Source organism: Dechloromonas denitrificans, assembly GCF_001551835.1.
GTDB classification, from domain to species: domain Bacteria; phylum Pseudomonadota; class Gammaproteobacteria; order Burkholderiales; family Rhodocyclaceae; genus Azonexus; species Azonexus denitrificans.
This window is the reverse complement of the sequence record NZ_LODL01000005.1, coordinates 89468-113789: the sequence shown is the minus strand read 5'-3', so window position 1 is coordinate 113789 and position 24322 is coordinate 89468. Positions and strand designations below refer to the sequence as shown.

General features: G+C 62.6%; 21 protein-coding genes. 10 read left to right on the top strand and 11 right to left on the bottom strand.

The window, feature by feature from the left end:
• Positions 1–94: 94 nt before the first annotated feature.
• Positions 95–775: a hypothetical protein gene (locus AT959_RS01390; protein WP_157651169.1), complete on the bottom strand. Its 681-nt coding sequence runs from the start codon at positions 773–775 to the stop codon at positions 95–97.
• Positions 776–803: 28 nt separating this feature from the next.
• On the opposite strand from AT959_RS01390, the gene AT959_RS01385 reads away from it, so the two are divergent.
• Positions 804–1988, top strand: coding sequence for a BamA/TamA family outer membrane protein (locus AT959_RS01385; protein WP_157651168.1), 1185 nt, complete (start codon positions 804–806; stop codon positions 1986–1988).
• 80 nt (positions 1989–2068) lie between these two features.
• On the opposite strand, the gene AT959_RS01380 is transcribed toward AT959_RS01385, so the two are convergent.
• From AT959_RS01380 to AT959_RS01345, 8 genes are all read right to left on the bottom strand, one after another.
• Positions 2069–2725: a 3-oxoacid CoA-transferase subunit B gene (locus AT959_RS01380; protein ID WP_066879808.1), complete on the bottom strand. Its 657-nt coding sequence runs from the start codon at positions 2723–2725 to the stop codon at positions 2069–2071.
• Positions 2726–2727: 2 nt separating this feature from the next.
• Positions 2728–3384, bottom strand: coding sequence for an acetate CoA-transferase subunit alpha (gene atoD / locus AT959_RS01375; protein WP_066879805.1), 657 nt, complete (start codon positions 3382–3384; stop codon positions 2728–2730).
• A 22-nt stretch (positions 3385–3406) separates the two neighbouring features.
• On the bottom strand, positions 3407–4411 hold the full coding sequence (locus AT959_RS01370; protein ID WP_066879802.1) for a YeiH family protein: 1005 nt from the start codon (positions 4409–4411) through the stop codon (positions 3407–3409).
• Positions 4412–4464: 53 nt separating this feature from the next.
• Positions 4465–6915, bottom strand: coding sequence for an efflux RND transporter permease subunit (locus AT959_RS01365; RefSeq protein ID WP_066879799.1), 2451 nt, complete (start codon positions 6913–6915; stop codon positions 4465–4467).
• 41 nt (positions 6916–6956) lie between these two features.
• Positions 6957–8030, bottom strand: coding sequence for a WD40/YVTN/BNR-like repeat-containing protein (locus AT959_RS01360; protein WP_066880240.1), 1074 nt, complete (start codon positions 8028–8030; stop codon positions 6957–6959).
• Between the two features lie 69 nt (positions 8031–8099).
• Entirely contained in the window at positions 8100–9449 is a 1350-nt protein-coding gene (locus AT959_RS01355) for a DUF1329 domain-containing protein (protein WP_066879796.1), read from the bottom strand.
• A 10-nt stretch (positions 9450–9459) separates the two neighbouring features.
• Entirely contained in the window at positions 9460–11172 is a 1713-nt protein-coding gene (locus AT959_RS01350; protein ID WP_066879792.1) for a DUF1302 domain-containing protein, read from the bottom strand.
• Between the two features lie 173 nt (positions 11173–11345).
• The gene (locus AT959_RS01345) at positions 11346–14030 is read right to left on the bottom strand and encodes a winged helix-turn-helix domain-containing protein (RefSeq protein ID WP_066879789.1); all 2685 of its coding nucleotides are present in this window, start codon (positions 14028–14030) and stop codon (positions 11346–11348) included.
• Positions 14031–14252: 222 nt separating this feature from the next.
• Here AT959_RS01345 and AT959_RS01340 point away from each other — a divergent pair, with 222 nt between their 5' ends.
• The 9 genes from AT959_RS01340 to AT959_RS01300 all read left to right on the top strand — a co-directional run bounded on the left by AT959_RS01340 (position 14253) and on the right by AT959_RS01300 (position 22591).
• Positions 14253–14561, top strand: a complete 309-nt coding sequence (locus tag AT959_RS01340) for a Rieske (2Fe-2S) protein (RefSeq protein WP_066879786.1) — start codon at positions 14253–14255, stop codon at positions 14559–14561.
• 37 nt (positions 14562–14598) lie between these two features.
• Entirely contained in the window at positions 14599–15633 is a 1035-nt protein-coding gene (locus AT959_RS01335) for a universal stress protein (RefSeq protein WP_066879783.1), read from the top strand.
• A 33-nt stretch (positions 15634–15666) separates the two neighbouring features.
• Positions 15667–16647: a quinone oxidoreductase family protein gene (locus AT959_RS01330; RefSeq protein WP_066879780.1), complete on the top strand. Its 981-nt coding sequence runs from the start codon at positions 15667–15669 to the stop codon at positions 16645–16647.
• 14 nt (positions 16648–16661) lie between these two features.
• Positions 16662–17519, top strand: coding sequence for a TauD/TfdA dioxygenase family protein (locus tag AT959_RS01325; protein ID WP_066879777.1), 858 nt, complete (start codon positions 16662–16664; stop codon positions 17517–17519).
• Positions 17520–17621: 102 nt separating this feature from the next.
• Complete coding sequence (locus AT959_RS01320; protein ID WP_066879775.1) at positions 17622–18677, top strand: beta-keto acid cleavage family enzyme; 1056 nt, start codon at positions 17622–17624, stop codon at positions 18675–18677.
• A gap of 133 nt (positions 18678–18810) precedes the next feature.
• On the top strand, positions 18811–20121 hold the full coding sequence (locus AT959_RS01315) for an MFS transporter (protein WP_066879772.1): 1311 nt from the start codon (positions 18811–18813) through the stop codon (positions 20119–20121).
• Between the two features lie 29 nt (positions 20122–20150).
• On the top strand, positions 20151–20705 hold the full coding sequence (locus AT959_RS01310; RefSeq protein ID WP_066879769.1) for an RBBP9/YdeN family alpha/beta hydrolase: 555 nt from the start codon (positions 20151–20153) through the stop codon (positions 20703–20705).
• Between the two features lie 21 nt (positions 20706–20726).
• Positions 20727–21944, top strand: a complete 1218-nt coding sequence (locus tag AT959_RS01305) for an MFS transporter (RefSeq protein WP_066879766.1) — start codon at positions 20727–20729, stop codon at positions 21942–21944.
• Positions 21944–22591, top strand: a complete 648-nt coding sequence (locus AT959_RS01300) for a DsbA family oxidoreductase (RefSeq protein ID WP_066879763.1) — start codon at positions 21944–21946, stop codon at positions 22589–22591. Before AT959_RS01305 ends, AT959_RS01300 begins: the two co-directional genes overlap by 1 nt.
• Here AT959_RS01300 and AT959_RS01295 read toward each other — a convergent pair.
• Both AT959_RS01295 and AT959_RS01290 read right to left on the bottom strand, forming a co-directional pair.
• Positions 22568–23200: a response regulator gene (locus AT959_RS01295; protein WP_066879760.1), complete on the bottom strand. Its 633-nt coding sequence runs from the start codon at positions 23198–23200 to the stop codon at positions 22568–22570. The genes AT959_RS01300 and AT959_RS01295 overlap by 24 nt on opposite strands.
• On the bottom strand, positions 23197–24267 hold the full coding sequence (locus AT959_RS01290; protein WP_083518137.1) for a PAS domain-containing sensor histidine kinase: 1071 nt from the start codon (positions 24265–24267) through the stop codon (positions 23197–23199). Before AT959_RS01290 ends, AT959_RS01295 begins: the two co-directional genes overlap by 4 nt.
• Positions 24268–24322: the final 55 nt, after the last annotated feature.

Genomic DNA, 24322 nt, shown 5'->3' with positions numbered 1-24322 from the left:
TTGCGAATCCTCGATAACGGTATTCATCTACTGCATGGCCTTTGCGGCCAAAGCTGATGGCAGAGTTGATGGGCTTTAGGCAACAAATCTCCGGCTATTTGACCGTGTAGCCCCGCCCCTCAAGGCAGGCCGCCCGTGCCTTCGCAAAGGCGCCCTGTTGCTGCTGGGAACTGGCCTGCTGTTGCTGCTGGGCTTGCTGCTGGGTCGCGGTATTTTGCCGGCGGCTTTGTCCGCGCGCGGCAACAGCCCCGACCGCTGCGCCAGTTCCGGCATCGCCGCCGACCACCTCGCCGACGACCGCCCCTCTCATGGCGCCACGCGCACCAGCCCCGGGGGCTGTCCCTGTGGCAGTCGTCGGCGGCTTTGCTGCTGGTTGCGGCGGTAGCGGCTTCGCCGGATCGAAACCGGTCTGCTGGACGGCCCATGTATGGCAGGCGGACTCATCGCTCTGCTGCTGCGTTGGAGACTGCCCCTGCGCCGGATAGACGTATTGTTGGGCTAACACTTGGGAAATCAGCCCCAAGCTGCAGGCCAACACCCAAAGGATTTTCTTTTTCATTCGATCAACCTCCACATAAAGGTGAATGCCTGGCGCCATGCGGCAGGTAAAACACTTTGCTGGTTCATGTCGCGTATCGAAGCAGGTCAGATCATCCAGAAGATGACAAGTGGTAGCATACCACCGGCAAGTGTTCGCTTTGAATACCGATTTCAGAGGCAATATGAGCCCTGTCGAAACTTCGCCGACAACAAGAAAATCGGGGATCAGAATCAAACAAAGTAGCCAAAAAAGCTTCGAGGCAATGACCAATCAAATTCGTCTTCATGCTTTCAAAGCACTTGGCTTGCTCGCTTTGCTCTCGTCCGGCATGAACACATGGGCGCAGACTGCCCCCTCCGCCGTGCGGACGCCTGCAGAAGCAAATGCGCGGCAAGAGTCGTCGCCCGGAGCGGACGATAATGGCTGGCCGGACTTGGGCAACTTCATCGATCGGGCCTATGGCTTCCTGCCACTGGCGATTCCGATCACGGAACCGGCCGTCGGTTTGGGTGCCGTTGGCGCCCTGGCCTTCATTGACAAGCAAAACCCGGAAGCAGGGGCGGGGTTTGGTCGTCCGAATATCTCGGTGGTCGGCGCCCTGGCAACCGACAACGGATCACGCGGCCTGATCCTGGGGGATATGCGCTACTGGATGGACGATCGACTTCAGACACTGGTCGGCGCCATCAAGACCAGCGTTAATCTGGATTACTACGGCACCGGCGAGCAAGGTTTCCTGAACAAGCACCCACGCGCTTACTCGCTGAACCTGTCGGGTGCAAGGGCACAAGCAAAGTACCGTATCGGCCAATCCCAGAACTGGGTTGGGCTGGGCTACATGTTGGCCAACAGCAGCGCCACCTTCAACACTCCCTTCGATTTCCCGGAGAACGACCGATCAACCAGGCTTGGTGGCATCAATGCCACTTTTTCGCATGATTCGCGCGACAATATTTTCACCCCGCGCAGCGGCAATTATATGGAGTTGTCAGTCAGCATATTCGACCAGACATTGGGCAGCGATCTGAAGTTCACGCGACTCAACCTGGTCGGCATGCAGTATTTCCCGCTGGATGCAAAATGGTCGCTCGGTTTGCGGGAGAGCATCAGCTTCAACTATGGCGAGGCGCCTTTTTACATGCAACCGTATGTACTGATGCGCGGCGTACCGGCCATGCGCTATCAGGGCGAAAAGGTTGCGCAAGTGGAAGCCGAATTGCGCTGGCAATTCTGGCAGCGCTTCAGTCTTCTGGGTTTTGTCGGGGCCGGATCGGCGGTGGATGAAATCCGGCAATTGACGCAAACCAGCAACGTTGTCGCTGGTGGTGCGGGGCTACGATATGAACTGGCCAGAAAGTACGGCATCCATATGGGTCTGGATATCGCTTGGAGCCGCGATGGCCCCGCTGCGTACTTCCAGGTCGGCAGTGCCTGGATGAGGCCGTAAGCCAGGCCGAGTGCTCGGCCCCTGGCTCCGTTAGCCGGTGTCCCCGCCGACACTTCACCCGGCTCTTCTGAACGCCCCCCCTAAGCGATACCGAGCGCCATCCGGCCGACATTCTCGGGCACGACGAAACGTGCGCCGGTCCTCTCGCGCACCACCTTGACCGAGACCCCGGGCGCGGTTTCGAGCAGGATGAACTCGCCATGCGAAATCGAGAAGACAGCCAGCTCTGTAACCACCATCGAGACCCGGGATTTGGCCGTCAGCGGTAAATTGCAGCGTTCAAGGATGCGCGTTTCACCCTCCTTCGTGCAATGCTCCATGGCGACGATCACCTTGCGGGCACCACTGACCAGATCCATCGCACCGCCCATGCCGGGCACCATCTTGCCGGGCACCATCCAGTTGGCCAGGCTGCCTTCTTCGTCGACCTGCAAACCGCCCAGTACGGTGACGTCAACATGACCACCGCGGATCAGCGCAAACGAGGTGGCGCTGTCGAACATCGCCGCCCCCGGCACCAGGCCGCAGGGCACACCGCCGGCATTGACGACACCGGGCATCGGCTCGCCTTCGAGTGGCCCGAGGCCGAGAAAGCCGTTTTCCGACTGTAGCGTGATGTTTATGCCCTTCTGCAGGAAGCGCGGCACCATGGTCGGCAGGCCGATCCCGAGATTGACGACATAGCCCTCCTTCAACTCCTGGGCAACGCGACGGGCAATGATTTCCTTGGCTTCCATTTTCAAGCTCCCTGACTCAGAACGATCTTGTCGACCAGCGCGGCCGGGGTCATCACCATGTCCGGATCGATCTCACCGACCTCGACCAGTTCATCGACTTCGACGATGACCAGATCGGCGGCAAAGGCGATCACCGGATTGAAATTGCGCGCCGCCCGTTCATAGACCAGATTGCCGGCCCGGTCGGCGCGCTTCGCCTTGATGATCGCGATGTCGGCGCGCAGCGGCAGCTCGAGCAGGTATTCCTTGCCGCCAACCGCCATCTTGGTCTTGCCCTCCTCGACCACGGTGCCGACCCCGGTCGGCGTCAGGACGCCGCCCAGGCCACTGCCACCACAGCGGATACGCTCGATCAGCGTGCCCTGGGGCACGAGGTCGACATCGAGTTCACCGGCGATCATCTTCTTGCCGGTGGTCGGGTTGGTACCGATATGGGAGACGATCACCCGGCTCACCTGACCGCTCGCCACCAGCGGACCAACACCGGCATCGGGCATCGCCGTATCGTTGCCGATCAGGGTCAGCTGGCCGACGCGGCTTTCGCGCAGCGCGGCGACGATCCCCAAGGGGGTGCCGACCCCCATGAAGCCGCCGAACATGACGGTCATGCCATCCCGGAACATCGGGCCGATTTCCGGCCATTGCACAATCTTGTTCATGATCTTTGCTCTTTCAAAAGGTTTAGTGCTGGAGCATCAGGCCGCCGAGGATCAGGCAAGCCAGGAATACGGTATCGATCACCAGCATCAAGACCGGGCGCCAGCCGAGGGCAGCCAGTTGCTGAAAGGAGGTCTTGACGCCGAGGGCGGCGATCGCCACCACCAGGCACCAGCGCGACAGGCCAGACATGCCGTCAACGACCGGCTTGGGTATCCAGCCCAGGCTGTTGATCACGATCAGGGCTGCGAAGCCGACCAGGAACATCGGCAGCAGCGGCGGCTTGCTGCCCTGCCCGCCGCCCTGGCTGCGGAAGAGCAGCGACAGGATGACGACGACCGGCAGCAGCATGGCAACGCGCAGCAGCTTGACGAAAGTTGCCGTGTCGCCGACCTCCGGGGAAATCAGGTAGCCGGCAGCCACCACCTGGGCAACATCATGGATAGTGCCGCCGATGAAGACGGCTGAGGCACTGGGGCTGAGTTCGAGGAATTTGGCGATACTCGGGTAGGCGATCATCGCCACGGTCGACAGGGCGGTGACACCGACTACGGTAAACAGCGTGAAACGCTGGTTTTCCTCGTTCTTCGGCAAGACCGCTGAAATGGCCAGGGCGGCAGAAGCACCGCAGATCGCCACAGCACCACCGGTGAGCACGCCCTCGACTGCCGGTCGCTTCAGGATGCGGCCGATCGACACACCAAACAGGATGGTCATGAACACCCCGCCGATGACCATCGTGATCGAAGTGCTGCCGATCGACGTAATCTGGTCGACCGTGATACGCACGCCGAGCAGCGCAACACCGAAGCGCAGGACCTGGCGTGCGGTGAACTCGATACCTGCCTTGACCTTCTCACCCTGCGCCGCAAAGTTGAAGGCCATGCCGAAGAACAGTGCATAGAGCAGTTGCGGGCCGCCCTGGTGCTCGGCGACGAAAGTTGCTGCCATGGCAATGGTGATGGCGGTCAAGATGCCCGGCCAGAGAGCTTTCCAGTGCGGAATGCGATGGGCGAAGAAGGCGTGCATTTTTCCGGCTCCTGCCCCGCGGGCGGACGATTGGCTAAGGGTTGTCATGGTTGTTAGCGGCTGGCGGTGCGCAGCATGGAGAGGCTGAACTGGGCACTGCGCGCCGGCTTGTCGAGCAGGAAGTGCGAGAGGGCCGGGATCAGGATCAGGGCGCCGACCATGTTCCAGACGAACATGAAGGTGAGCAGGATGCCCATGTCGGCCTGAAACTTGATCGGCGACCAGACCCAGGTGACGACGCCGGCCGCCAGGGTGATGCCGACCAAGGCAACAACCTTGCCGGTGAATTGGATCGAGCGCTTGTAGGCGACGGCGAGGGAGGCGCCGGCCCGTTGCTGGGCAAGCTGGATGCTCAGCAGGTAGAGCGCGTAGTCGACGCCGATGCCGACGCCGAGCGCAATCACCGGCAAGGTCGCGACCTTGACGCCGATGCCGAGGATCACCATCAACGCTTCGCAGAGGATCGAGGTCACGATCAACGGCACGATGGCGACGACGACAGCACGCCAGTTGCGGAAGGTGATGAAGCAGAGCAGGATCACGACGCCATAGACGTAGAACAGCATGGTGCGGTTGGCTTCATGAACGACGATGTTGGTCGCCGCCTCGATACCGGCATTGCCGGCGGCGAGCAGGAACTGATGCTCGGGCGTCGAATTGGCTTCGGCAAAGCGGGCCGACTCATCGACCACCCGGCTCAGCGTTTCGGCACGATGGTCGCTTAGATAGGCAATCACCGGCATCACAGAACAATCGTTGTTGAACAAGTCCGGGTTGTTGACCGAAGCCTGCTGCGCGCCGTAGTTGAGCACGTCCTGATTGCGTGCCAGGGTCAGCCACTTCGGGCTGCCCTCGTTCGAACCGGCGGTAATCTGGCGGACGGCATTGCCCAGGAAAACGGTAGTCTGTACGCCGGGCAACTGCTGCAGGTTCCAAGCCAGGCGATCGGCCTCGACCAGGGTCTGATAATTTAAGCAACCTTCGGCCGGCGTCTTGACGATCACCGCGAACTGGTCGCTGGACAGTGAATAGCTGCCGGAAATGTAGGCGTTATCCTTGTTGTAGCGCGAGTCGGCGCGCAATTCCGGCGCCCCGGCATCGAGATCGCCGATCTTCAATTGCAGGCTGACGACGAAGCCAATCACCGCCAGCGCCAGGGAAACGCCCACCGCGCCCAGCGCCCAGCGACGTTCGGTAAAGCGTTCAAGCCAAGACCACAGGCCGGCCATGCCCTTGCCGGAAGACTCGGCCTGGTCGGCCTGCAAGCTACGCTCGGCTGCCCCGGCACTGACGCCGGTATAGGACAGGAGGACCGGTAACAGGATCAGGTTGGTGAAGATCAGCACGGCGACGCCCATCGAGGCGGACAGTGCGAGGTCCTTGATAACCGGGATATCGATCAGCATCAGCACGGCAAAGCCCACGGCATCGGCCAGCAAGGCGGTCATCCCGGCCAGGAACAGGCGACGGAAGGTATAGCGGGCGGCGACCAGGCGGTGTGTCCCCTGTCCGATATCCTGCATGATGCCGTTCATCTTCTGTGCCCCGTGCGAGACACCGATGGCGAAGATCAGGAAAGGCACAAGGATGGAGAAGGGGTCCAGCTCGAAGCCGAGGAAGGCGACCAGCCCGAGCTGCCAGACCACGGCGACCACCGAACAGGCGACCACCAGCGCCGTACTGCGCAGGCAGCGGGTGTAGAAATAAATGATGGCAACAGCGATGGCGGCGGCAATCGCGAAGTACATCATGACCTGCGACAGGCCTTCGATCAGGTCGCCGACCAGCTTGGCAAAACCGATCATATGGATGCGTGTACCGGAGCCATCCTGCTCGTAGCGATGGCGGATGTTCTCTTCCAGCGTCCGGGAAAGCGCCCGGTAGTCGATCTGCTGGCCGGTCGCCGGGTCCTTGTCGAGCAAGGGAACCACGATCATGCTCGACTTGAAGTCGTTGCCGACAAAGCGGCCGACGATGCCGGATCGGGCGATGTTGAGGCGTAGCTGGTCGGTCGCTTTCGGCGAACCGTCGTAGGATTCCGGCATCACCGGACCACCGCGGAAGCCCTCTTCGGTCACCTCCGTCCAGCGTACGCCCGGTGTCCACAGGGATTTCACCCAGGCGCGATCGACGCCAGGCGTCAGGAACAGCTCATCGCTGATCTTACGCAGCGTTTCCTGGTACTTCGGGTCGAAAATATCGCCCTCGGTGTTTTCGACGACGATACGCAGCACATTGCCCAGGCCACGCAGCTCGGCGCGGTTGTCCAGGTAGTTCTTGATATAGGGCTGGCTCTGCGGAATCATCCGCTCGAAGCTGGCATTCAGCGTCAGCTTGGTCGCCGCGCCAAACAGCAAGACCAGCGTTACCAGGACGCAGGCCACGACGACGGCCAGGCGGTTGTTGAAGATCAGTCGTTCAAGCTTGGTGCCCGAATTCTGGTTGAAATCTTTCAGGCTCCGCACGATGGGCATGCGGTCCATGAGGTCAGTTGCGACAGCCATCGCTTGCGTCTCCTGTGGGTTTTTCTTGTTTTGTCGTTGAATTACTGGATAGCCTGAGCGCGGACACCCCGCGCCCCGGCGATCACGCTTACATCACGGCCCAGGCAGGCAACCGCCGAGGCGGGCACGGCCTGCTCCAGCTTGACCGGGCGAAAGCTCGCGCCACTGTTGTCGCTGAGCAACATCCGGCCCGCCTGGCTGACCAGGACAATGCGCCCTTCTCCGCAGACGCTGCTGCCGGTGACACCATCCTGCAGGCCGGTTTCGATCTTCTGCCAGCTTGCTCCGCCATCGAGGCTGCGGAAGGCGTGGCCACGCAGGCCATGCACGATGACTGCGCCGTCGCTGCCGGTGACGCCGAAGAAGGTTCCCCGGTAGCCGGTTTCCAGCGCCACGAAGCGTCCACCGCCGGCATCGAGTTTCTGTACCGAGCCCTGTTCGCCGACGAGGTACAGACTGTTACCAACCTGGCGCATGGCATAGAAGTGGAGACGATTGGGGTTTGCCGTCCGGTGATACCACGGTTCCCAGGTCTTGCCGCCATCGGCCGTGCGAAAGATCAGGTTGAAGGCGCCGACGATGAAACCGTTGTTTTCATCCGCAAACCAGACATCGAGGAAGGGGTTTTCCGCCCCCTGGGCGGCAATACGGCCGGCCTCGTCGATCAGTGCGGCGGCTGCCTCCGGCGCACCCAGGTTGCCCTTGGCCGCCTGCGCAGCGTAGAAATCAGTCATGATCTTGCCCGCACCACGGCCATCGAGCTGGCGCGCCCAAGTCGCTCCGCCGTCGGCCGAATGCAGCACGATGCCATCATGGCCGACCGCCCAGCCCTTCGCGGGGGTCGGAAAGCTCACTGCCACTAGGTCGGAACTGACCGGCACCTGCGCCTGCTGCCAGGACTTGCCGGCATCGTCGGAATAAACGATATGCCCGCGCTGACCAACCGCAACCACCCGGTGCCCTGCATTGGTCACACCATTGAGCAAGGTCTTGGCGGCGAATGGGCTCTGCCGGGCCGGCGTATCGAGCGCATCGCGAAAGCCGTCGGCCGTCGCCGAAAGCGGCAGGCCGAGCGTCAGCGCAATGACAGGGAGAATGATGCTGCGGATGTTCATGGCGAACTCTTCAATAAGGAAGGGCATGCCGGACAAGAGAAGCCTCTCGCCCGGCCCTGATTTGCCTTGTTAGCGGATACCGGCACCAGCCAGCGCTTCCGGCGACCAGTCACGCTCGGAAACCGGTTTGCTGTGGCGCATGCCGCCGGTCTGGGCGGTGTAGCCGCTCAGTGAGTAGGAGCCGGCGACCAGGTCGTACAAGCCATGCGTTGCGCTATACGGTGCCGGCGCTTCGTAGCTCGGCGTCATGTAGGCAAAACCGGCACGGAACAACTGACCACGGGCGTCGTACTCATCGGAAGCCAGGATGGTCCAGCTATCCTCGTCGATGTAGAAGGTCCGCTTGCTATAGACGTGACGCTTGCCCTCGCGCAGGTTGGCCTCAACCACCCAGACGCGGTGCTGTTCCCAGCGGACCAGGTCAGGATTCAGGAATTTCGGCTTGAGCAGATCTTCCTTGGTCGAGTTGTAGGCCATACGATAGGTGTTGTACGGCACGAACATTTCCTTCTTGCCGACCAGCTTGAAGTCGTAACGATCGAGCGAGCCGTTGAACAGGAAGACGTCGTCAAAGGTCGAAGTACCGCCGGTGCCCGGATTCGGGGTGTCGTGCGAGAGATCGGGCGCGACCTTGACGCGACGCTGACCAGGCAAGTACTGCCAGGCACGGCGGTCCTTGTCGGTATAGTCGAGCGGATCGATCAGCATCAGCGCCTCGCCGGCACGACGGGCCGGGCCAGAGTAGGTGATGCGCTGCTTGTAGTAGACACCGGTATCAGCCTTGTCCGCCTGCCAGTACGGGTAGTCCTGGACGATAGTGCCTTCGGTCGAGATGGACGGCCGACCGGATGCGTCGATATTCCAGTTCTGGTACTTCACGGTGTAGGCAACGCCCTCGTAACGCACCAGATGGTTCCACATCACCTCGAAGCCGGTCTTCGGGATCGGGAAGGGGAAGCCGGCATGGCAGCCTTCCATGGAACGCCCGCCGGCATTGGTCTTGGCGGCGGTGGCGCACTTGGCGGTGGTTTCCTCGACCGCCTTGGGATAGGCAACCGTGCGCTGGGTCTTGTAGACATCGATCCGGTAATCCGGATTCTTCTTCATCAGCGCCTTGGTCCCTTCGGTCAGCTTGTCGCCGTATTTGTCGGTCGACTTGCCATCAACCGAGAAAAGCGGTTTTTCGTCAGCAAAGGGGTCTGGGCGCAGGCCATCACCAGCCTTGTAGGCCGCCGGCGCCTTGGTCAGGCCACCGGTGTAGGCCGGGATGGAACCGTCCTTGTTGGCGCCTTTCTCGGCACCAACGGCGGTCAGGGAAGTGCCGAGTTTCTTGGCTTCGTCAGCGGTGACGCCGGCGTGGGCCAGGCCGCTCAATGTAGAAGCGACGGCGACGATAGTGAGTGATTTTTGAAATCGCATGTTTGTCTCCTTAGAAGGTAGTCTTGAAGGTCAGGCCGAGGAAATCGCGATCCTTCAGATAGGTGGTCAGGCCAGCGGCGGTGATGTTCGTCGAGCCGCCCGACTGGCCGTAGTCCTGGATACGGCCGAAGTAACTGACGTACTTCAGATCGATCCGATATTTCTGGAAAATATCGAGTCCGAGACCGGCGGTGAAGTTGCCATTGGCCTGGCTGCCGCCGAAGGTCGTTGCGGAGTTACCCTTCAGACCATAAGAGAAGGCCATCGGCGCTGAAAGATCAACGCCCGGCGAAACCTGGAACCAAGTCGGCGTAAAGCTGGCGCCCAGACCGAAATAGTCGCGGGTCGCACAACCATCATGGACGTCGCCAACCGGCTTGAAAGCAAAGGAACAGCCGCCGTAGCCGACCCCGCTGAAATTATTCGCCCCGCTGCGCACCTTTTCCAGGCGGCTCCAGACCAGTTCGGTCGCCCAGGTAGCAGCCCCGAAAAGCGGAGTTTCCGAGATCGTCCCCAATACATTGACCAGGGCATGGAGGGTATCGCCACGCGGACCAACGGTTTCCCCCTCGCCCGGGAAGCCTGTCGTCACCGTGCCCAGAATCTTGGCTGCCAAAGGCGTGTTGTGGCGATAGGACATTTCCGCACCAACGCTGACGCCGCCAATATTCTTCGCGAAGCTGATGCCGTACAAGTCAATGTCGTCGGCGTAGGTCAGGTTGTACTGGTGGAACGGCACCCCGTTCCTCGCCGTCCGCAAATTCAGCAGGGCTTGCGGCAATTTGTCGGCGTAATTGCGGTAATAGAAGCCCAGTGTCCCGTCGAGGAACTCCGGCGACCAGCGGGCGCTCAGGCCAAACTCGCCACGCTGCTTTGGCTCCCGGGCGTCACCGCGCGGGACGAAGCCGAGTGGTGCGCCGGCAAAGACGCGATCCGGACCATTGAAGGCGAAGTCGGCGGGCCCTAGATACGTGCCGCCCTCGGGATAACGGTACGGCTCCCATTCAAGGAAATACTGGCCGGCAAGCGACAAGGTGTCGGTCACCTGAACCTGGCCGGAGACCTGATTCAAGGGACGGAACAACTCCTTCGCCTCGACGCCCGGAGTAGCAAACCCCTTTTGCAGATCGAGCGGCATCTGTGAATAGGAAATACCATGCAGCGCGCCGCCAAGGAACAATGCCTCGCCCCAGAACACAGTGTGACGACCGCCTCGTACCTTGGTCGGCACATTGCCGAGATCGAAATTGGCGAAGACGAAGGCATCGAGCACTTCACCTGCCGGCCCCTGGTAATAGCGCTTGGTATACGAGCTGTAGTGGTTACCGTTGTATTCGCCAATCGCCGCGAACTTCGGGTTGGGATGAGGATCGTCGCCGTAGGCACCGTCATACCAGCCGGCACCGCTGAAGCGGAAGCCAAGCATTTTCTTGTAGGAAAGATCGAACTCGGTCAGCAAGTCGATACGATTGGCGACCGCATCACCGCGATCCTTGCTGAAGGTACCCTGATCATAGGCCTGATTGCCGGCGATCAGCGGGTTACGCCCCTTGGTACGGCCTGCGACGTTGTAGCGGATCGTGTTGTCCCAGCGGACCTCCAGATCCTCGTTGCCGGTATCGATATTGAACGCCGCGGCATTGCCCCCTGCTCCCAGTGCAGCAACTGCCAACACGATGGGACGGATGCGATTCCACTGCGAGCCTTGTCTCCGTTTATGCATTATTTTCTCTTCCTTCCTGGCTGATTAATCCGAGAGGTCTGTTTCCAGACTGCTTCTGGGATCTGATTATCCAGAGCGCGCGCCAGCTTCCCCCCCCAGAAACGGGGGGTTAGTCAGGTAAAGAAGGGGGGGGTAAAACGGGCCGGGGTGAGCTCCCCGGCTGAAAGAACCGGTCAGTCAGCGCCTTCGAGCAGGCCGAGGAGCTGAGCCCGGCGAACGACGTGCTTGCGGGTGCCGGCATCGAGTTTGCCGAACAGGTTCTTCAGATGCCACTTGATCGTCTCTTCGCCGACTTCCATGGCCTGGGCAATTTCCTTGTTGGAAAGATTGCGCGCTAGGTGCTCCAGTACCTCGCGCTCCTTCGGGGTCAACACCATGCTCGGCACCGCACGCGGCGCCGCAGTCGAGCGCAGGGGAAGCGGGCGGGCCGTGCGCGCCATCTGGATCCGCTGCCCCCCATCTTCCTCCGAAGTACGCCGAACCCAATCGGCCAGGGCCGGGTGGGCATCGACAAAGACTCGGGACAGACTGAAAGTCTGTGCCAGATTCATCGCTTCGAGCAGCAGCGGCCGCCCCTCCTGGCCGGCGCGCTCCATGGCGAAGGCGCGCAAGGCCATGGTTTCGATACGCCAACGCCCCAAACGTGCGATCTCGATCATGGTCAGCGCACGCCCCAGACCCTCGGCAGCCGCCGCCCATTCCTGGGCCGCAATCAGGGCGTGGGCATGAGCCAGCCGCTGCAACACCTCGACCGAGGCGCACCAGAGCGGCCCCTTGCCCTGCAAGTGCTCGGCAACGATTTCATCAATCCGCTGAACCAGCGCCCGGCAGGTTTCGGAACGGAACCGCCCGGCGTGCATCCTGACCTGCTCAGCCAGACTGGCGACGCAGAGCCGCGGCAGATTGCGGGCGACACCGACCGCACTCATCACCTCCAGCAAATCGAGCGCCCGATGCTCGACGCCCTTGGCGGCGGCAATTCGGGCTGCCGTCCGATAACCGATCAAGGCGGTTTCCGGCGTCCCCACCCGTTCGAGGACATCGAGCCGGTTGGCCAGCAACTCCGCCGCTTCATCGACCCGGTCACGGTCGAATACTGACGCAGCCAACAAGGAGGCGATCATGCAGGATAGCGGATGACGTCGCCCGAGTTCGGCATCGGCGTTACCAAGGGCCGGCCGCAGCACTTCTTCGGCCAGCACGCCCTGCCCCTCCCAGTAATAGCTCAGGCCGCCGATGAATTCGCCCCAGCGTATCCCGTAGCGATAGCGCTTGTCGAAATCGGCATGCGGCACGGCCTGCAGGCAACGCCGCGCCCGCGCTGGGTCGCCGGTCATGATGGCCATCGCTGCCTGCCGGTTGGCATGCATCTGCAGCACGCGCTGCTCCCGGTCAGGGGGCGGTCCGGCCAGCCAGGGCTGCAGCAACTCGATGTAAAGATCCGGCTCGTCGGCATAATAGGCCGCCCCACTGGCGATCAGGGCACACTCATAGCGCAACAGGGGATCGACCGCCGGGTTGTCGATAATGTCACTGACCAAGGCCTTCGCCTCATTGTGGCGCTCGCTCAGGGCCAGGGCCCAGGCAGCCGCCAGGCGCAGCCGGAAACGTTTTTTGAGTTCAGCGTCGGGCAACAGATCAAGCCAGCGCAACACCATTTCCTGGCGGCCCTGGGTGACCGCTTCGTAAAGACACTTTTCCGCCAGATCGTAGGCCAGGTCGTGTTGCCCGGCCTCGTGGGCGTGCCGGGCGGCATCCTGGATCATGCCGTGGTCGGCCAGCCAGCGCATCGCTCGCAGATGCAGATCGCGTCGTTCCGCCTCGGGCAATTCGGCCAATTTGCGGCGCAAGGCATCGCGCACCAGGTTATGCAGGCGGACCCAGTCGCTGTCGTCGCCGACGACGAAGACCGGTGTTTCGCGAATCAGCCGGGCCAGTTGTTCCGGCGCCCCGGCGACACCGTTCAGGGCGGCTGCGAGATCAGGATGAATGAGATCGACAATGGAAATCCGGACCAGGAAATCAGCATCCTCCCTCCCCAGATTAGTCAGCAAGCCACCGACAAAACCACTGCCCGACTCACTACCGGACATCAAGGGCAGGCCAGCCCGCAGATCGCCGCCCTTTTCCAGCCCGGCCATCAGGATCTGCAGCCCGAGCGGCCACCCCTCGGTCAGTTCGTGCAGGCGCGCCGCCGTGTCGGTATCGAGCTTTTCACCAAAGCGATTGCGAGCCAGCAACATGCTTTCATCGAGCCGGAAACGCAAAGCATCCGGCCCCAGCGACAACGCCTGACCATAGTCGACCAGATCGGCGATCGCCGCATCAAGCCCGCCGCGCGCGCCGATAACGACATGCAAGTTGGGTGACAGGTTGTGCAACAGATAGGTCAGCGCGGCGAAGTTTCCGCTCGACAGGCGCTCCGCCTCATCGACGATCAGCACCATGTCGAGGGAACTCTGGGCCACCTCGGCCAACCAGGCCGTGACGCCCTCCAGTTCGCCCGGCTTGGTACCCACGGTTTCCAGCAGCAAGCGCCCGAAAGCCGGGCGCCCACATCCGAAGCGAACGGCCTGGACCAGGCAATGCAGGAATCGCTGCAGGTCGTCGCCGTCATCGGCGGTCATCCAGGCCACGGCCGCGCCGCGCGCCAGATACTCCCGTCGCCACTGGCCAAGCAGCGAGGTTTTGCCGAAACCGGGTGGGGCCTGGACCACGATCACCGGGCAATCGCGAAACTGTTCGTCGCCCAGGCTCAGGCGTGGCCGGGGCAATTGATGGCGTGGCGCGCGCGGCGGCATCGTCTTGAGGACGAGCTCGGAATAAGTCGCGCTGGCGTCGATAGGTGCGAAGTTCATCGGGCGTGAGTTCTCTATGGAATCGTTATCGTATTTGCCGAACAACACTCGAAACGGACCGCCATGTTCGCGTCTCCAGGCGAACAATCCAGCAGTCATCATTTATACGATAAAACAAAATCACTGCTTTGCTGAAATAGTTATACCCCCCCTTTTTCGAGGGGGGTCCGAGGACGATCGATCCCCTACGATTCAACCAAGCCCGATACCCGTGAGTCAAAAATGAAATTCGTCGAAACATATTCCCTGCATGACATTGCCCCCGGCAAGTCGCGTCCCGTGCGCATCGGGACGACGGATATCGTCCTCTTCAATGTCGACGGCACCATCCACGCCACGGAAAACTCGTGCCTGCACGGTGGTGCTGCGCTGAGTGGCGGCCGGTTGTGCGGCAAGGTCGTCGCCTGCCCGGCCCACGGCTGGCGTTACGACGTGACGACCGGCGCCTTGCTGGTTGCCCCCGAGAAGGGGCTGAGAACCTTTCCCGTCAGGATCGACGATGGAAAAGTCTTTGTGCAGGTCGAGGCATGAAGATCAACTTTAGAACAATATTGCGCTAGGAGTCGCCATGTATCGTCACTTGCTGGTACCCATCGACAACACCGATCTGTCTACCGTCACGGTTGGCCGGGCCGTCGAGTTCGCACGCACCCTGGGTGCCCGGATCACTTTCTTCCATGCCGCCGCCGATCATGCCGCCTCCTTGCGGGGCGATGCCGAGATCGTGCGCCTGACATCGCCCGACGACTACAGCTACAACTTCGAAGGGCGGGCCCGCGAACTGCTGACCAAGGCGGAATCGGCAGCCCGTGCCTGCGGCGTGCCCTGCGCCTCGAGCACGACGGTCAGCGACTCGCCCTATGAGGCGATCATTGCCGCTGCCCGCGGCGAAGGCTGCGACCTGATCTTCATGGCTTCGCATGGCCGGCGCACTACCCTGGGCATGATGCTCGGCTCACAGACGCTGAAGGTGCTGATTAATTCGGAAATTCCGGTTCTCGTTTCGGCGATGGCCGATCCCCCCGCCCCGGCCCAGGCCATCGCCACCATCCGTGACGAGCATCGTTCCCTGGCCGCCGTCCTGCACGCCTGGCTGCACGCCTTGGCCCCGGCCGCCGACGGCACGCTCACCCCCGACCCGGCCCTGATGAAAGCCATGGTGCATTACATCCGGGAATTTCCGGTGGCCTTGCACCATCCCAAAGAAGAAGAGTATCTGTTCCGCAAGCTGCGCGAACGGACGTCCGCCGTCAATCCGGAGCTCGACGAACTTGAACGCCAGCACGACCGGGACCAGCAGATGGTGGCCGACCTGGAGGTAGCGGTAGACGAATATATCGCCGGCAAAAAACCGGCCGAAAAACTGGAAAAGCTGGTTGCCGCCTACGCCAATTTCATGTGGGAGCACATGGGGCGCGAGGAAGGGGTCATTCTGCCGGAGGCGCAGCGCTACCTGACCGAGGCCGACTGGAGTGAAATCAACGCGGCGTTTTCGGAAAACCGCGACCCGCGCTTCGGTGGTGAAACCGATGCCGAGTTCAAGCACCTCTTTTCGAGAATCGTCAATCTGGCAGAAACCGATACCGCAACGAAGCGCGGCTAATAAATCAGACATCAAGAACACAAAGGAGAACACGTGGAAAAGGCAATTCGATTCTATGAGGCCGGCGGCCCCGAAGTCCTGCGACTGGAGGATGTTGCAGTCGGCGAACCCGGCCCGGGCGAAGTCCGCCTGCGCCATGTCGCGGTCGGCCTGAATTTCGCCGACACCTACTTCCGCAACGGCACCTACCCGATCCCACTGCCTGCCGGCATGGGCGTCGAGGCGGCCGGTATCGTCGAGGCCATCGGCCCCGGCGTCAACAATGTGGCAGTTGGCGACAAGGTGACCTACACCGGCTTCATCAATACGCTGGGCGCCTACAGCACGGCCCGCATCATCGCCGCCGCACCGCTGATCAAGCTGCCGGCCGGCATCGAATGCGAGACAGCCGCTGCAATGACCATGCGCGGCCTGACCTCGGCCTACCTGATGCGCCGCATCTATGATTTCAAGGCTGGCGACACCATCCTGCTGCATGCCGCAGCGGGCGGCGTCGGCCTGATCGTCTCGCAGTGGGCCAGGCTGCTCGGCCTGCGCGTCATCGGCACCGTGTCGACCGAGGAGAAGGCGGAAATCGCCCGCGCCCACGGTTGCGACGAAACCATCAACTACAGCCACGAGGATGTCGCCAAGCGAGCCCGCGAGCTGACTGACGGGGTCGGCGTCAATGTCGTCTTCGACAGCGTCGGCAAGAGCACCTTCCTGGCGTCGCTCGATTCGCTGAAGCGCCGTGGCCTGATGGTCTGCGTCGGCACCGCCTCCGGCCCGATCGACGGCTTCAACCCGCAACTGCTGGCGATGAAGGGTTCGCTCTACCTGACCCGCCCGGCGCTCGCCGACTACATCGCCGACCCGGCCGAGAAGAGTGCGCTGGCCAACGAAATTTTCGGTCATGTGGCTGCCGGCCGCATCAAGATCGAAATCAACCAACGTTATGCACTGCGGGAGGCAGTGCAGGCGCACCGTGATCTGGAAGCCCGCAAGACGACCGGTTCATCAATTTTTGTAATTTGAGGAGACAACCACAAATGAGAATCGAACAACTGACATGCGCCGTGGGTGCGGAACTGCTCGACGTCAATCTCGGCGATGCCGTTCGCGACGACGGCCTGTTCAACGAGATCTACGCCGCGCTGCTCAAGCACAAGGTACTTTTCCTGCGCGACCAGGACTTGAACAAGCTGTCGCGCAAGGACCACATGGCCTTCGCCCAGCGCCTCGGTGAGCTCGAAACCCATCCGATGGCCCCGAGCCACCCGGAAGCCCCGGGCCTGGTCCAGATCTACAAGGACCCGAACAGCCCGATCGACCGCTACGAGAATGCCTGGCACACCGACGGCACCTGGCGCGAGACGCCGGCCCTCGGTTGCGTGCTGCGCTGCATCGAATGCCCGCCGGTCGGCGGCGACACGATGTGGGCGAACATGGTGCTAGCCTACGAAAAGCTGCCGGAATACGTCAAGAAGGAAATCGCCAGCCTGATCGCCAACCACAGCTTCAATTCCTCGTTCGCCGCCGCGATGCCGCAGGAGAAGCGCCTGGCGATGAAGGCCCAGTACCCGGATGCCGAGCACCCGGTGGTCCGCACCCATCCGGAAACTGGTGAGAAGGTGCTGTTCGTCAATGCCTTCACGACGCACTTCGTCAATTACCACACCAAGGACCGCGTCCGTTACGGCCAGGACTACAACAAGAACGGCAGCGACCTGATGCAGTACCTGATCAGCCAGGCCTACAACCCCGAGTACCAGGTGCGCTGGCGCTGGAAGCCTTACAGCATGGCGATCTGGGACAACCGCAGCACGCAGCACTACGCGGTCATGGACTACCCGCCGTGCCATCGCAAGATGGAGCGCGCCGCCATCATCGGCGACAAGCCTTTCTAAGCAACATCAGAGTCGACCGCAGAACAGTAGAAAAACTGCAGGTCCTGCGGTCGACCCTGAAAACAGCCAAAAACCACACCCCATCTATTCAAGGAGCATCACATGAACTTTCTCGACGGATCCCTCTGGCCGGAAAACCAGCAAAAACTCGTCATCACCTGCGCCCCGTATGGCCCCGAATGGGAGCCGTCGGACTTCCCGGAAGATATCCCGGTCACCATGGAAGACCAGATCCAGAAGGCAGTCGATTGCTACAACGCTGGTGCCACGGTCATCCACATTCACGTTCGCGAGCTGGACGGCAAGGGCTCCAAGCGCCTCTCCAAGTTCAATGAACTGATCGCCGGTATCCGGGCCCGCGTTCCCGACATGATCCTGCAAGTCGGCGGTTCGATCTCCTTCGCCCCGGAAAGCGAGGGCGAGACCGCCAAGTGGCTGTCCGACGACACCCGCCACATGCTCGCCGAACTGAGCCCGAAGCCCGACCAGGTGACCATCGCCATCAACAGCAACCAGATGAACGTGGTCGAGCAGATGTGCGCGGCCGACGTTGCCGGCACCAGCCTGGGTACGCCCGAAGGCATGCGCGCCTACAGCGAGATGACCATTCCGGCCGGTCCGAGCTGGGTCGAGGAGCACATCAAGCGCCTGTCGGCCAATGGCATCCAGACGCACTTCCAGCTGGCCAACATCACCCAACTCGAAACGGTCGAGCGCAACATGCGCCGCGGCGCCTGCAACGTGCCGCTGATCCTGACCTGGGTGGCGATCGGTGGCGGCTTCGATGCGCCGAACATCTACAACCTGGCCAACTTCGTCCGCGCCTGTCCGGACGGCGCGGTGCTGACCCTGGAAACCTCCATGCTCAACGTCCTGCCGCTGAACATGATGGCCATCGCCATGGGCCTGCACGTCCGCTGCGGTATCGAAGACAACATCTGGACCCAGGACCGTTCGCGCAAGATGACCACCGTCGAGCAGATCGAGCAACTGGTGCGCATTTCCAAGGAGTTCGGCCGCGAGGTCGCCAACGCCAAGGAAGCCCGCCAGATCTACAAGATCGGCACCTTCTACGAAACCGCCGATCAAACCCTGGCCAAGAACGGCTTCGCACCGAGCCGCAAGCCGGGCCAAAAGGGTTTCACGCAGCACGCCTAAGCCCGGGCACTAGTTGAGTTTGCACGAGTAGCATGGGCAAGCGGTCCTCCCCTGACCGCTTGCCCACAATAAAAAACCGGCCGGATGCGCCTGACGGCTCGCCGACACGGTCATAACCATCAGGAGACACCCCTTGGCCGTTTACATTGCAGATTCGCCGCCGATTGTCTCGGCCGCCCCCCCGAGCGTTCCGCGCACCTATGCCTGGATCGTCTTCGCCCTGACCTTCGGCTTGCTCCTGTCGGACTACATGTCGCGCCAGGTGCTCAATGCCGTCTTTCCGATCCTCAAGGCCGAATGGAGCCTGTCGGACACCCAGCTTGGCTCGCTCAGCAGCATCGTCGCGCTGCTCGTCGGCCTGCTCACTTTTCCGCTGTCGGTCGTCGCCGACCGCTGGGGCCGAGTCAGGAGCGTCATCCTGATGGCCGGCCTGTGGAGCCTGGCCACCCTCGCCTGCGCGCTGGCCGCCAGCTACAACCAGATGTTCATCGCCCGCTTCTTCGTCGGGGTCGGCGAAGCTGCCTACGGCAGCGTCGGCATCGCCCTCATTCTCAGCATCTTCCCGGCCCACATGCGTTCCACCCTGGCCAGCGCCTTCATGGCCGGCGGCCCGGTCGGCTCGGTGATCGGCATGGCGCTGGGCGGTATCGTCGCCACCCATTTCGGCTGGCGCTGGTCGTTTGGTGCGATGGCCGCCTTCGGCCTGGTCCTGGTCATCCTCTACGCCTTCATCGTCCGCGAAAGCCGGATCAGCTCGGAAGCAGAGAATGCGGCCCGCTCCGGCAAGGCACCCGCCCTCCAGCGCCCCAAGCTGCGCACCATCTTCTCGGGCCTGTTCTCGTCACGCGCGGTCATTGCCGCCTACATCGGCAGCGGTCTGCAACTGTTCATCATGGCCGCCATGCTCGCCTGGCTGCCCAGTTTCCTCAACCGCTACTACGGCCTGCCCACCGACAAGGCCGGTGTCGCCGCCGCCGCCTTCATCCTGATCGGCGCCATCGGCATGACCGTCTGCGGCGTCATCACCGACCGGGTCAGCCGCAGCGTGCCGTCCCGCAAATGGACGGTGGCGATCGCCTACGCCCTGATCTCGGCCAGCCTGCTCCTGATCGGCTTCATGCTGCCCCCCGGCACGGCGCAACTGGTCCTGATCGCCCTCGGCATGGCGCTGGTCGCCGGCACCACCGGCCCGGCCGGCGCCATGGTCGCCAACCTGACCCATCCGTCGATCCATGCGACCGCCTTTGCCACGCTGACCCTGGCCAACAACCTGCTTGGCCTCGCTCCCGGCCCCTTCGTCACCGGCATCCTCGCCGACCGTATCGGGCTGATGGGCGCCATGCAGGTCGTGCCGCTGATCGCCCTCGGTGCCGCCGCCGCATTCGTCATCGGCAAGCGCTACTACGCCGCAGACCTGCAGCGCATGCGTGCCATGCAGATCTGATTTTCAACCTCGATTTTTTCAAGACCACCATGAGCACTTCCCCAACCATCCTGATCGTTCCCGGTCTGCGCGACCACGTCGAAGAACACTGGCAAACCATTCTCGAACGCAAGCTGCCCAAGGCCTGCTCGGTGGCACCGCTGGAACACGACAAGTTGAGCTGTGCCGCCCGCATCGAGGCTCTGCAGCAGGCCATCGCCAAAATCGACGGCCCGCTCGTCCTGGTCGCCCACAGCGGCGGCGTGATGATCGCCGTGCATTGGGCGCAGAAATACGACCGGCCGATCCAGGGCGCCCTGCTCGCCGCTCCGGCCGATCTCGAATCGCCGCTGCCGGCCGGCTACCCGACCCTCGACGCGCTGCGCGACAACGGCTGGCTGCCGGTCCCGCGCAGTCGCCTGCCCTTCCCGAGCATCGTCGCAGCCAGCACCAACGACCCGCTGGCCGATCTCGAGCGCGTCAAGCAGTATGCCGCCGACTGGGGCAGCGAACTGGTCGACATCGGCGCCGTCGGCCACCTCAACCCGGCCGCCGGCTTCGGCGAATGGCCGCAGGCGGAAGAACTGCTCGGCCGGCTCGTCTGAGGCGACCGGCAAAGCGACCCCATGAAGGCGATGCAACCAGCCGTGCTGATTGTGCTGCTCGCCGTCATGGGCCTGCTCAATTCCCTAGGCTCGGACATTCTCATCCCGGCCCTGCCGGCCATGCGCAGTGACCTGAACATCAGTAGCTGGCAAGCGCAGCAGACCATCTCGCTGTTCTTCTTCGCCAGCGCCTTCATGTCGCTGTGGTACGGCGCACTGGCCGATGCCTACGGTCGACGGCGCACCATCCTGTTTTCCCTGCTCCTGCTCGCCATTGCGGCGGCGGCCTCGGCTTTTCCGGCCAGTATCGAAATGCTGTGGGGGCTGCGCATTGCGCAGGGCGTCGCCGCCGGTGCCGGCATGGTGGTCAGCCGCTCCATCCTGCACGACCTGCATCATGGCCCGGAAGCCCAGCACCTGCTTGGCCGCATCACCATGCTGCAGACCCTGAGCCTGATCGCGACGCCGGTCATCGGCGCCTGGCTGAGCACACATTTCGGCTGGCGCGCCGTCTTCGTCGCCCTGAGCGCAACGGCCTTCATGCTGGCCGCTATCTACTGGCGCTGGCTGCCGGAGACCTTGCCGCAAGAGCGCCGCCTGAGCCTGCACCCGGCGGCGCTGGCTCGCGCCTACCTGCATGCGCTGCGCACGCCGCGTTTCGTCCGGCTGTCGGTGGCCCATGTCGCCAACTGGACGAGCATGGCCATCTACGTCGTCTCGGCCCCGACCATTGTCATTCATCTGCTCGGCAAGGCGGCCACCGAGATCTACCTGATCTACGGCCCGATCACCCTCGGCCTGACCGCCGGTTTCTGGGCTTTCCCCCATCTGCTGCGGCAACTGAAAAGCGGCCAACTGCTGGCGACCGCCTATCGCGTCCTGGCGCTGGCGGTTGGCCTCAATCTGCTGATCAGCGGCCTGCTGCCAGCCGGCCTCAGTGCCGTCCTGCCACTCTTCGCCTATTCGTTCGGCCTGGCCCTCGCCCTGCCCATCCTGATCGGCGGCGCCATCGAACCCTTGCGGCAGAGCGCCGGGGTCGCCGCCTCGCTGCAAACTTTCCTCCAGTTCACGATGATCGCCCTGGCCGCCGGCCTGATCGCGCCGTGGCTCTGGGATTCCCTCTTCACGCTGGCTCTCGGCACCGGCCTGCTGACCCTGATTGGCGGCGTCGCCGTCTATCTCGAGCACAAGGCCGGCTTGCCGGGCGCCGCCACCTCCCACCTGCATTCGGAAATCTGATGACCCCGACCCTGACTATCGACGTCTGTTTCGACCTGATCTGCCCCTGGTGCCTGATCGGAAAACGCAATCTGAATACCGCCCTGGAAGAGTTCCGGGCAAGCCGCCCGGATATCCAGCTGCGCATCGTCTGGCGTGGCTTGCCACTGTTGCCGGCGACACCACCGGCCGGCGAACCGTATCAGGAATTCTATCTTCGACGCCTCGGCAGCCCGGCCGCCGTGGCTGCACGCCGGGCCCAGGTGCGGGAAGCCGGGCAGCTGGCTGGCGTCGACTTCGCCTTCGACGACATTACCGTGCTGCCGAATACGCTGGCCGCCCATGCCCTGGTCGAACTGGTGGCCAGGAACGGCGACGAGGCGCAAACGGAGCAGCTGATCGAGGCGTTGTTCCAGGCCTATTTCATGGACGCCCGCGACATCGGCGATCTTGCCGTCCTGCTCGACATCGCCGGCGAATGCGGCCTGACGATCAGCCTGCAGCAACTGGTCAGCGCCAGTTCGACGGCAAAGTCGGCCAATGGCGCGGTGAACGTCTCCGGCGTGCCTTATTACGTTTTCAATGATCGCTTCGCGCTGTCCGGCGCCCATCCGCCGGCCACGCTGCGCGAAGCGATCCAGCGTTCAGTCAATGAGCTCGTGTCTTAGGGCGTAGCGCACCAGATCCGCATTGCTTTCCAGGCCGAGCTTGGCGAGCAGGCGGGTCCGGTAGGTACTGATCGTCTTGACGCTGAGAAACAGTTTTTCACCGATCTCGGTCAGCGACACCCCCTGCACGATCAGGTGCATGATTTCGATCTCGCGCGCACTCAAGCCGAGATGCGGTGCCTGGCTGGCTTCGTGGCGCGGCTTGGTCAGCAGCTGGACGGCGACATTCGGCGAAATGTACTTTCCCCCCGCCGCCGCCGCCCGGATCGCCTGGAGCAGTTCGCCGGCGTCGCGATCCTTCGACAGATAGCCGTTCGCCCCGCCTTCGATGGCGATCAGGGCGTACTGCTCCTCCGGGTACATCGACAGCATCAGCACCGGCTGCGCCGGCCACGAGGCGCGGATGCGCTTCAGGGTTTCCAGTCCGCTGCGCCCCGGCATGTTGATGTCGAGCAGGACGACCGAGTATTTGCCGGCCTGCAGCAGGTCGATGACTTCCTGGCCATTGGCCGCTTCGCCGGAAACGCGCATGTCGGGTTCATCGGAGAGCAGGCGGCGCATGCCGCTGCGAAAAATGGCATGGTCGTCGGCGATCAGGACATCGATCATTGATTCAGCTCCAGGGGAATGCGCAGGGAAATGCGGGTGCCGCAAGCGTTGGCGCCCTCGCCGATGCTCAGAGTGCCGCCCAGTTCGCGCGCCCGCTCGGCCATGCCGACCAGACCGATGCTTTTGCCGGTCCGGTTGCTGTGGGCCAGGCCCTGCCCGTCATCGACGATGTCGAGATGCAGTTCGCCATCGTCGGTCGCCAGGCTGACTTCGACCCGGTGCGCCTTGGCGTGGCGGGCGATATTGGTCAGCGCCTCCTGGAAGATCCGGTAGATGGCGGTGGCGCGGCTTTGCGACAGCTCGACATCGAAATGCCCGGGCGACAGCGTGGCAGCGATTTCGGTCCGCTCCGAAAACTGGCGCAGGGCCGATTGCAGCGCGGCATGCAGACCGAGATGATCAAGGATGCCCGGCCGCAGGTCTTCGGAAATCAGGCGGACGGCTGAAATGCTCTCCTGGACCAGGCCCAGCAGATCATCGACGATGCCGGTGACCTCCGGATCATCGACCCGCCGGTTGATGCGCTGGATATCCAGCTTCATCGAAGTCAGGATGCCGCCGACCACGTCGTGCAGTTCGCGGGCGATCCGAGAACGCTGTTCCTCGCGCATGGTGTTGATGTAACGGGCCAGTTCGCGCAGCCGTTCGCGCGATGCCTGCAAGTCTTCCTGCTGGCGAACCTGCTCGGTAATGTTGATGCCGACGCCGACCACCGCCGGCCGGCCACGGAAATCCAGGCTGGAGCCGTGCACTTCGAGGTGCACCAAGCTACCGTTCTTGTGCACACCCCGGGTCGTGAAACGGATGCTCGGCCGCTCGCCGCTGACCCGCAAATGATAGTTGCCGACCACCTGCTGCAGGCAATCCGGCGCCACCAGATCCTTCAGGTGCATGCCTGTCAGTTCCTCGGCGGTGTAGCCGAACATGCCGGCAAAGGTGGCGTTGGAATACTGGAAAACCTCGTCCTGGATGACGTACATGCCGGCCAGGGACTGCTCGACCAGCCCACGAAAGGGGATTTCCTCCATCGTTTCGTCATCCATCGCCTCGCCTCGCTCTGTCATCATCCGCCAACCCGTATTACAAGCCCTTCATCCGGCGCGCACAAGGCAGGCCGACCAA

Bases quoted from the DNA above. Each gene is read 5' to 3' on its own strand.
- AT959_RS01385 (WP_157651168.1), top strand. From the start codon at position 804: ATGACCAATCAAATTCGTCTTCATGCTTTCAAAGCACTTGGCTTGCTC.
- AT959_RS01380 (WP_066879808.1), bottom strand. From the start codon at position 2,725: ATGGAAGCCAAGGAAATCATTGCCCGTCGCGTTGCCCAGGAGTTGAAG.
- atoD (WP_066879805.1), bottom strand. From the start codon at position 3,384: ATGAACAAGATTGTGCAATGGCCGGAAATCGGCCCGATGTTCCGGGAT.
- AT959_RS01370 (WP_066879802.1), bottom strand. From the start codon at position 4,411: ATGCACGCCTTCTTCGCCCATCGCATTCCGCACTGGAAAGCTCTCTGG.
- AT959_RS01365 (WP_066879799.1), bottom strand. From the start codon at position 6,915: ATGGCTGTCGCAACTGACCTCATGGACCGCATGCCCATCGTGCGGAGC.
- AT959_RS01360 (WP_066880240.1), bottom strand. From the start codon at position 8,030: ATGAACATCCGCAGCATCATTCTCCCTGTCATTGCGCTGACGCTCGGC.
- AT959_RS01355 (WP_066879796.1), bottom strand. From the start codon at position 9,449: ATGCGATTTCAAAAATCACTCACTATCGTCGCCGTCGCTTCTACATTG.
- AT959_RS01350 (WP_066879792.1), bottom strand. From the start codon at position 11,172: ATGCATAAACGGAGACAAGGCTCGCAGTGGAATCGCATCCGTCCCATC.
- AT959_RS01345 (WP_066879789.1), bottom strand. From the start codon at position 14,030: ATGAACTTCGCACCTATCGACGCCAGCGCGACTTATTCCGAGCTCGTC.
- AT959_RS01340 (WP_066879786.1), top strand. From the start codon at position 14,253: ATGAAATTCGTCGAAACATATTCCCTGCATGACATTGCCCCCGGCAAG.
- AT959_RS01335 (WP_066879783.1), top strand. From the start codon at position 14,599: ATGTATCGTCACTTGCTGGTACCCATCGACAACACCGATCTGTCTACC.
- AT959_RS01325 (WP_066879777.1), top strand. From the start codon at position 16,662: ATGAGAATCGAACAACTGACATGCGCCGTGGGTGCGGAACTGCTCGAC.
- AT959_RS01320 (WP_066879775.1), top strand. From the start codon at position 17,622: ATGAACTTTCTCGACGGATCCCTCTGGCCGGAAAACCAGCAAAAACTC.
- AT959_RS01310 (WP_066879769.1), top strand. From the start codon at position 20,151: ATGAGCACTTCCCCAACCATCCTGATCGTTCCCGGTCTGCGCGACCAC.
- AT959_RS01305 (WP_066879766.1), top strand. From the start codon at position 20,727: ATGAAGGCGATGCAACCAGCCGTGCTGATTGTGCTGCTCGCCGTCATG.
- AT959_RS01300 (WP_066879763.1), top strand. From the start codon at position 21,944: ATGACCCCGACCCTGACTATCGACGTCTGTTTCGACCTGATCTGCCCC.
- AT959_RS01295 (WP_066879760.1), bottom strand. From the start codon at position 23,200: ATGATCGATGTCCTGATCGCCGACGACCATGCCATTTTTCGCAGCGGC.
- AT959_RS01290 (WP_083518137.1), bottom strand. From the start codon at position 24,267: ATGATGACAGAGCGAGGCGAGGCGATGGATGACGAAACGATGGAGGAA.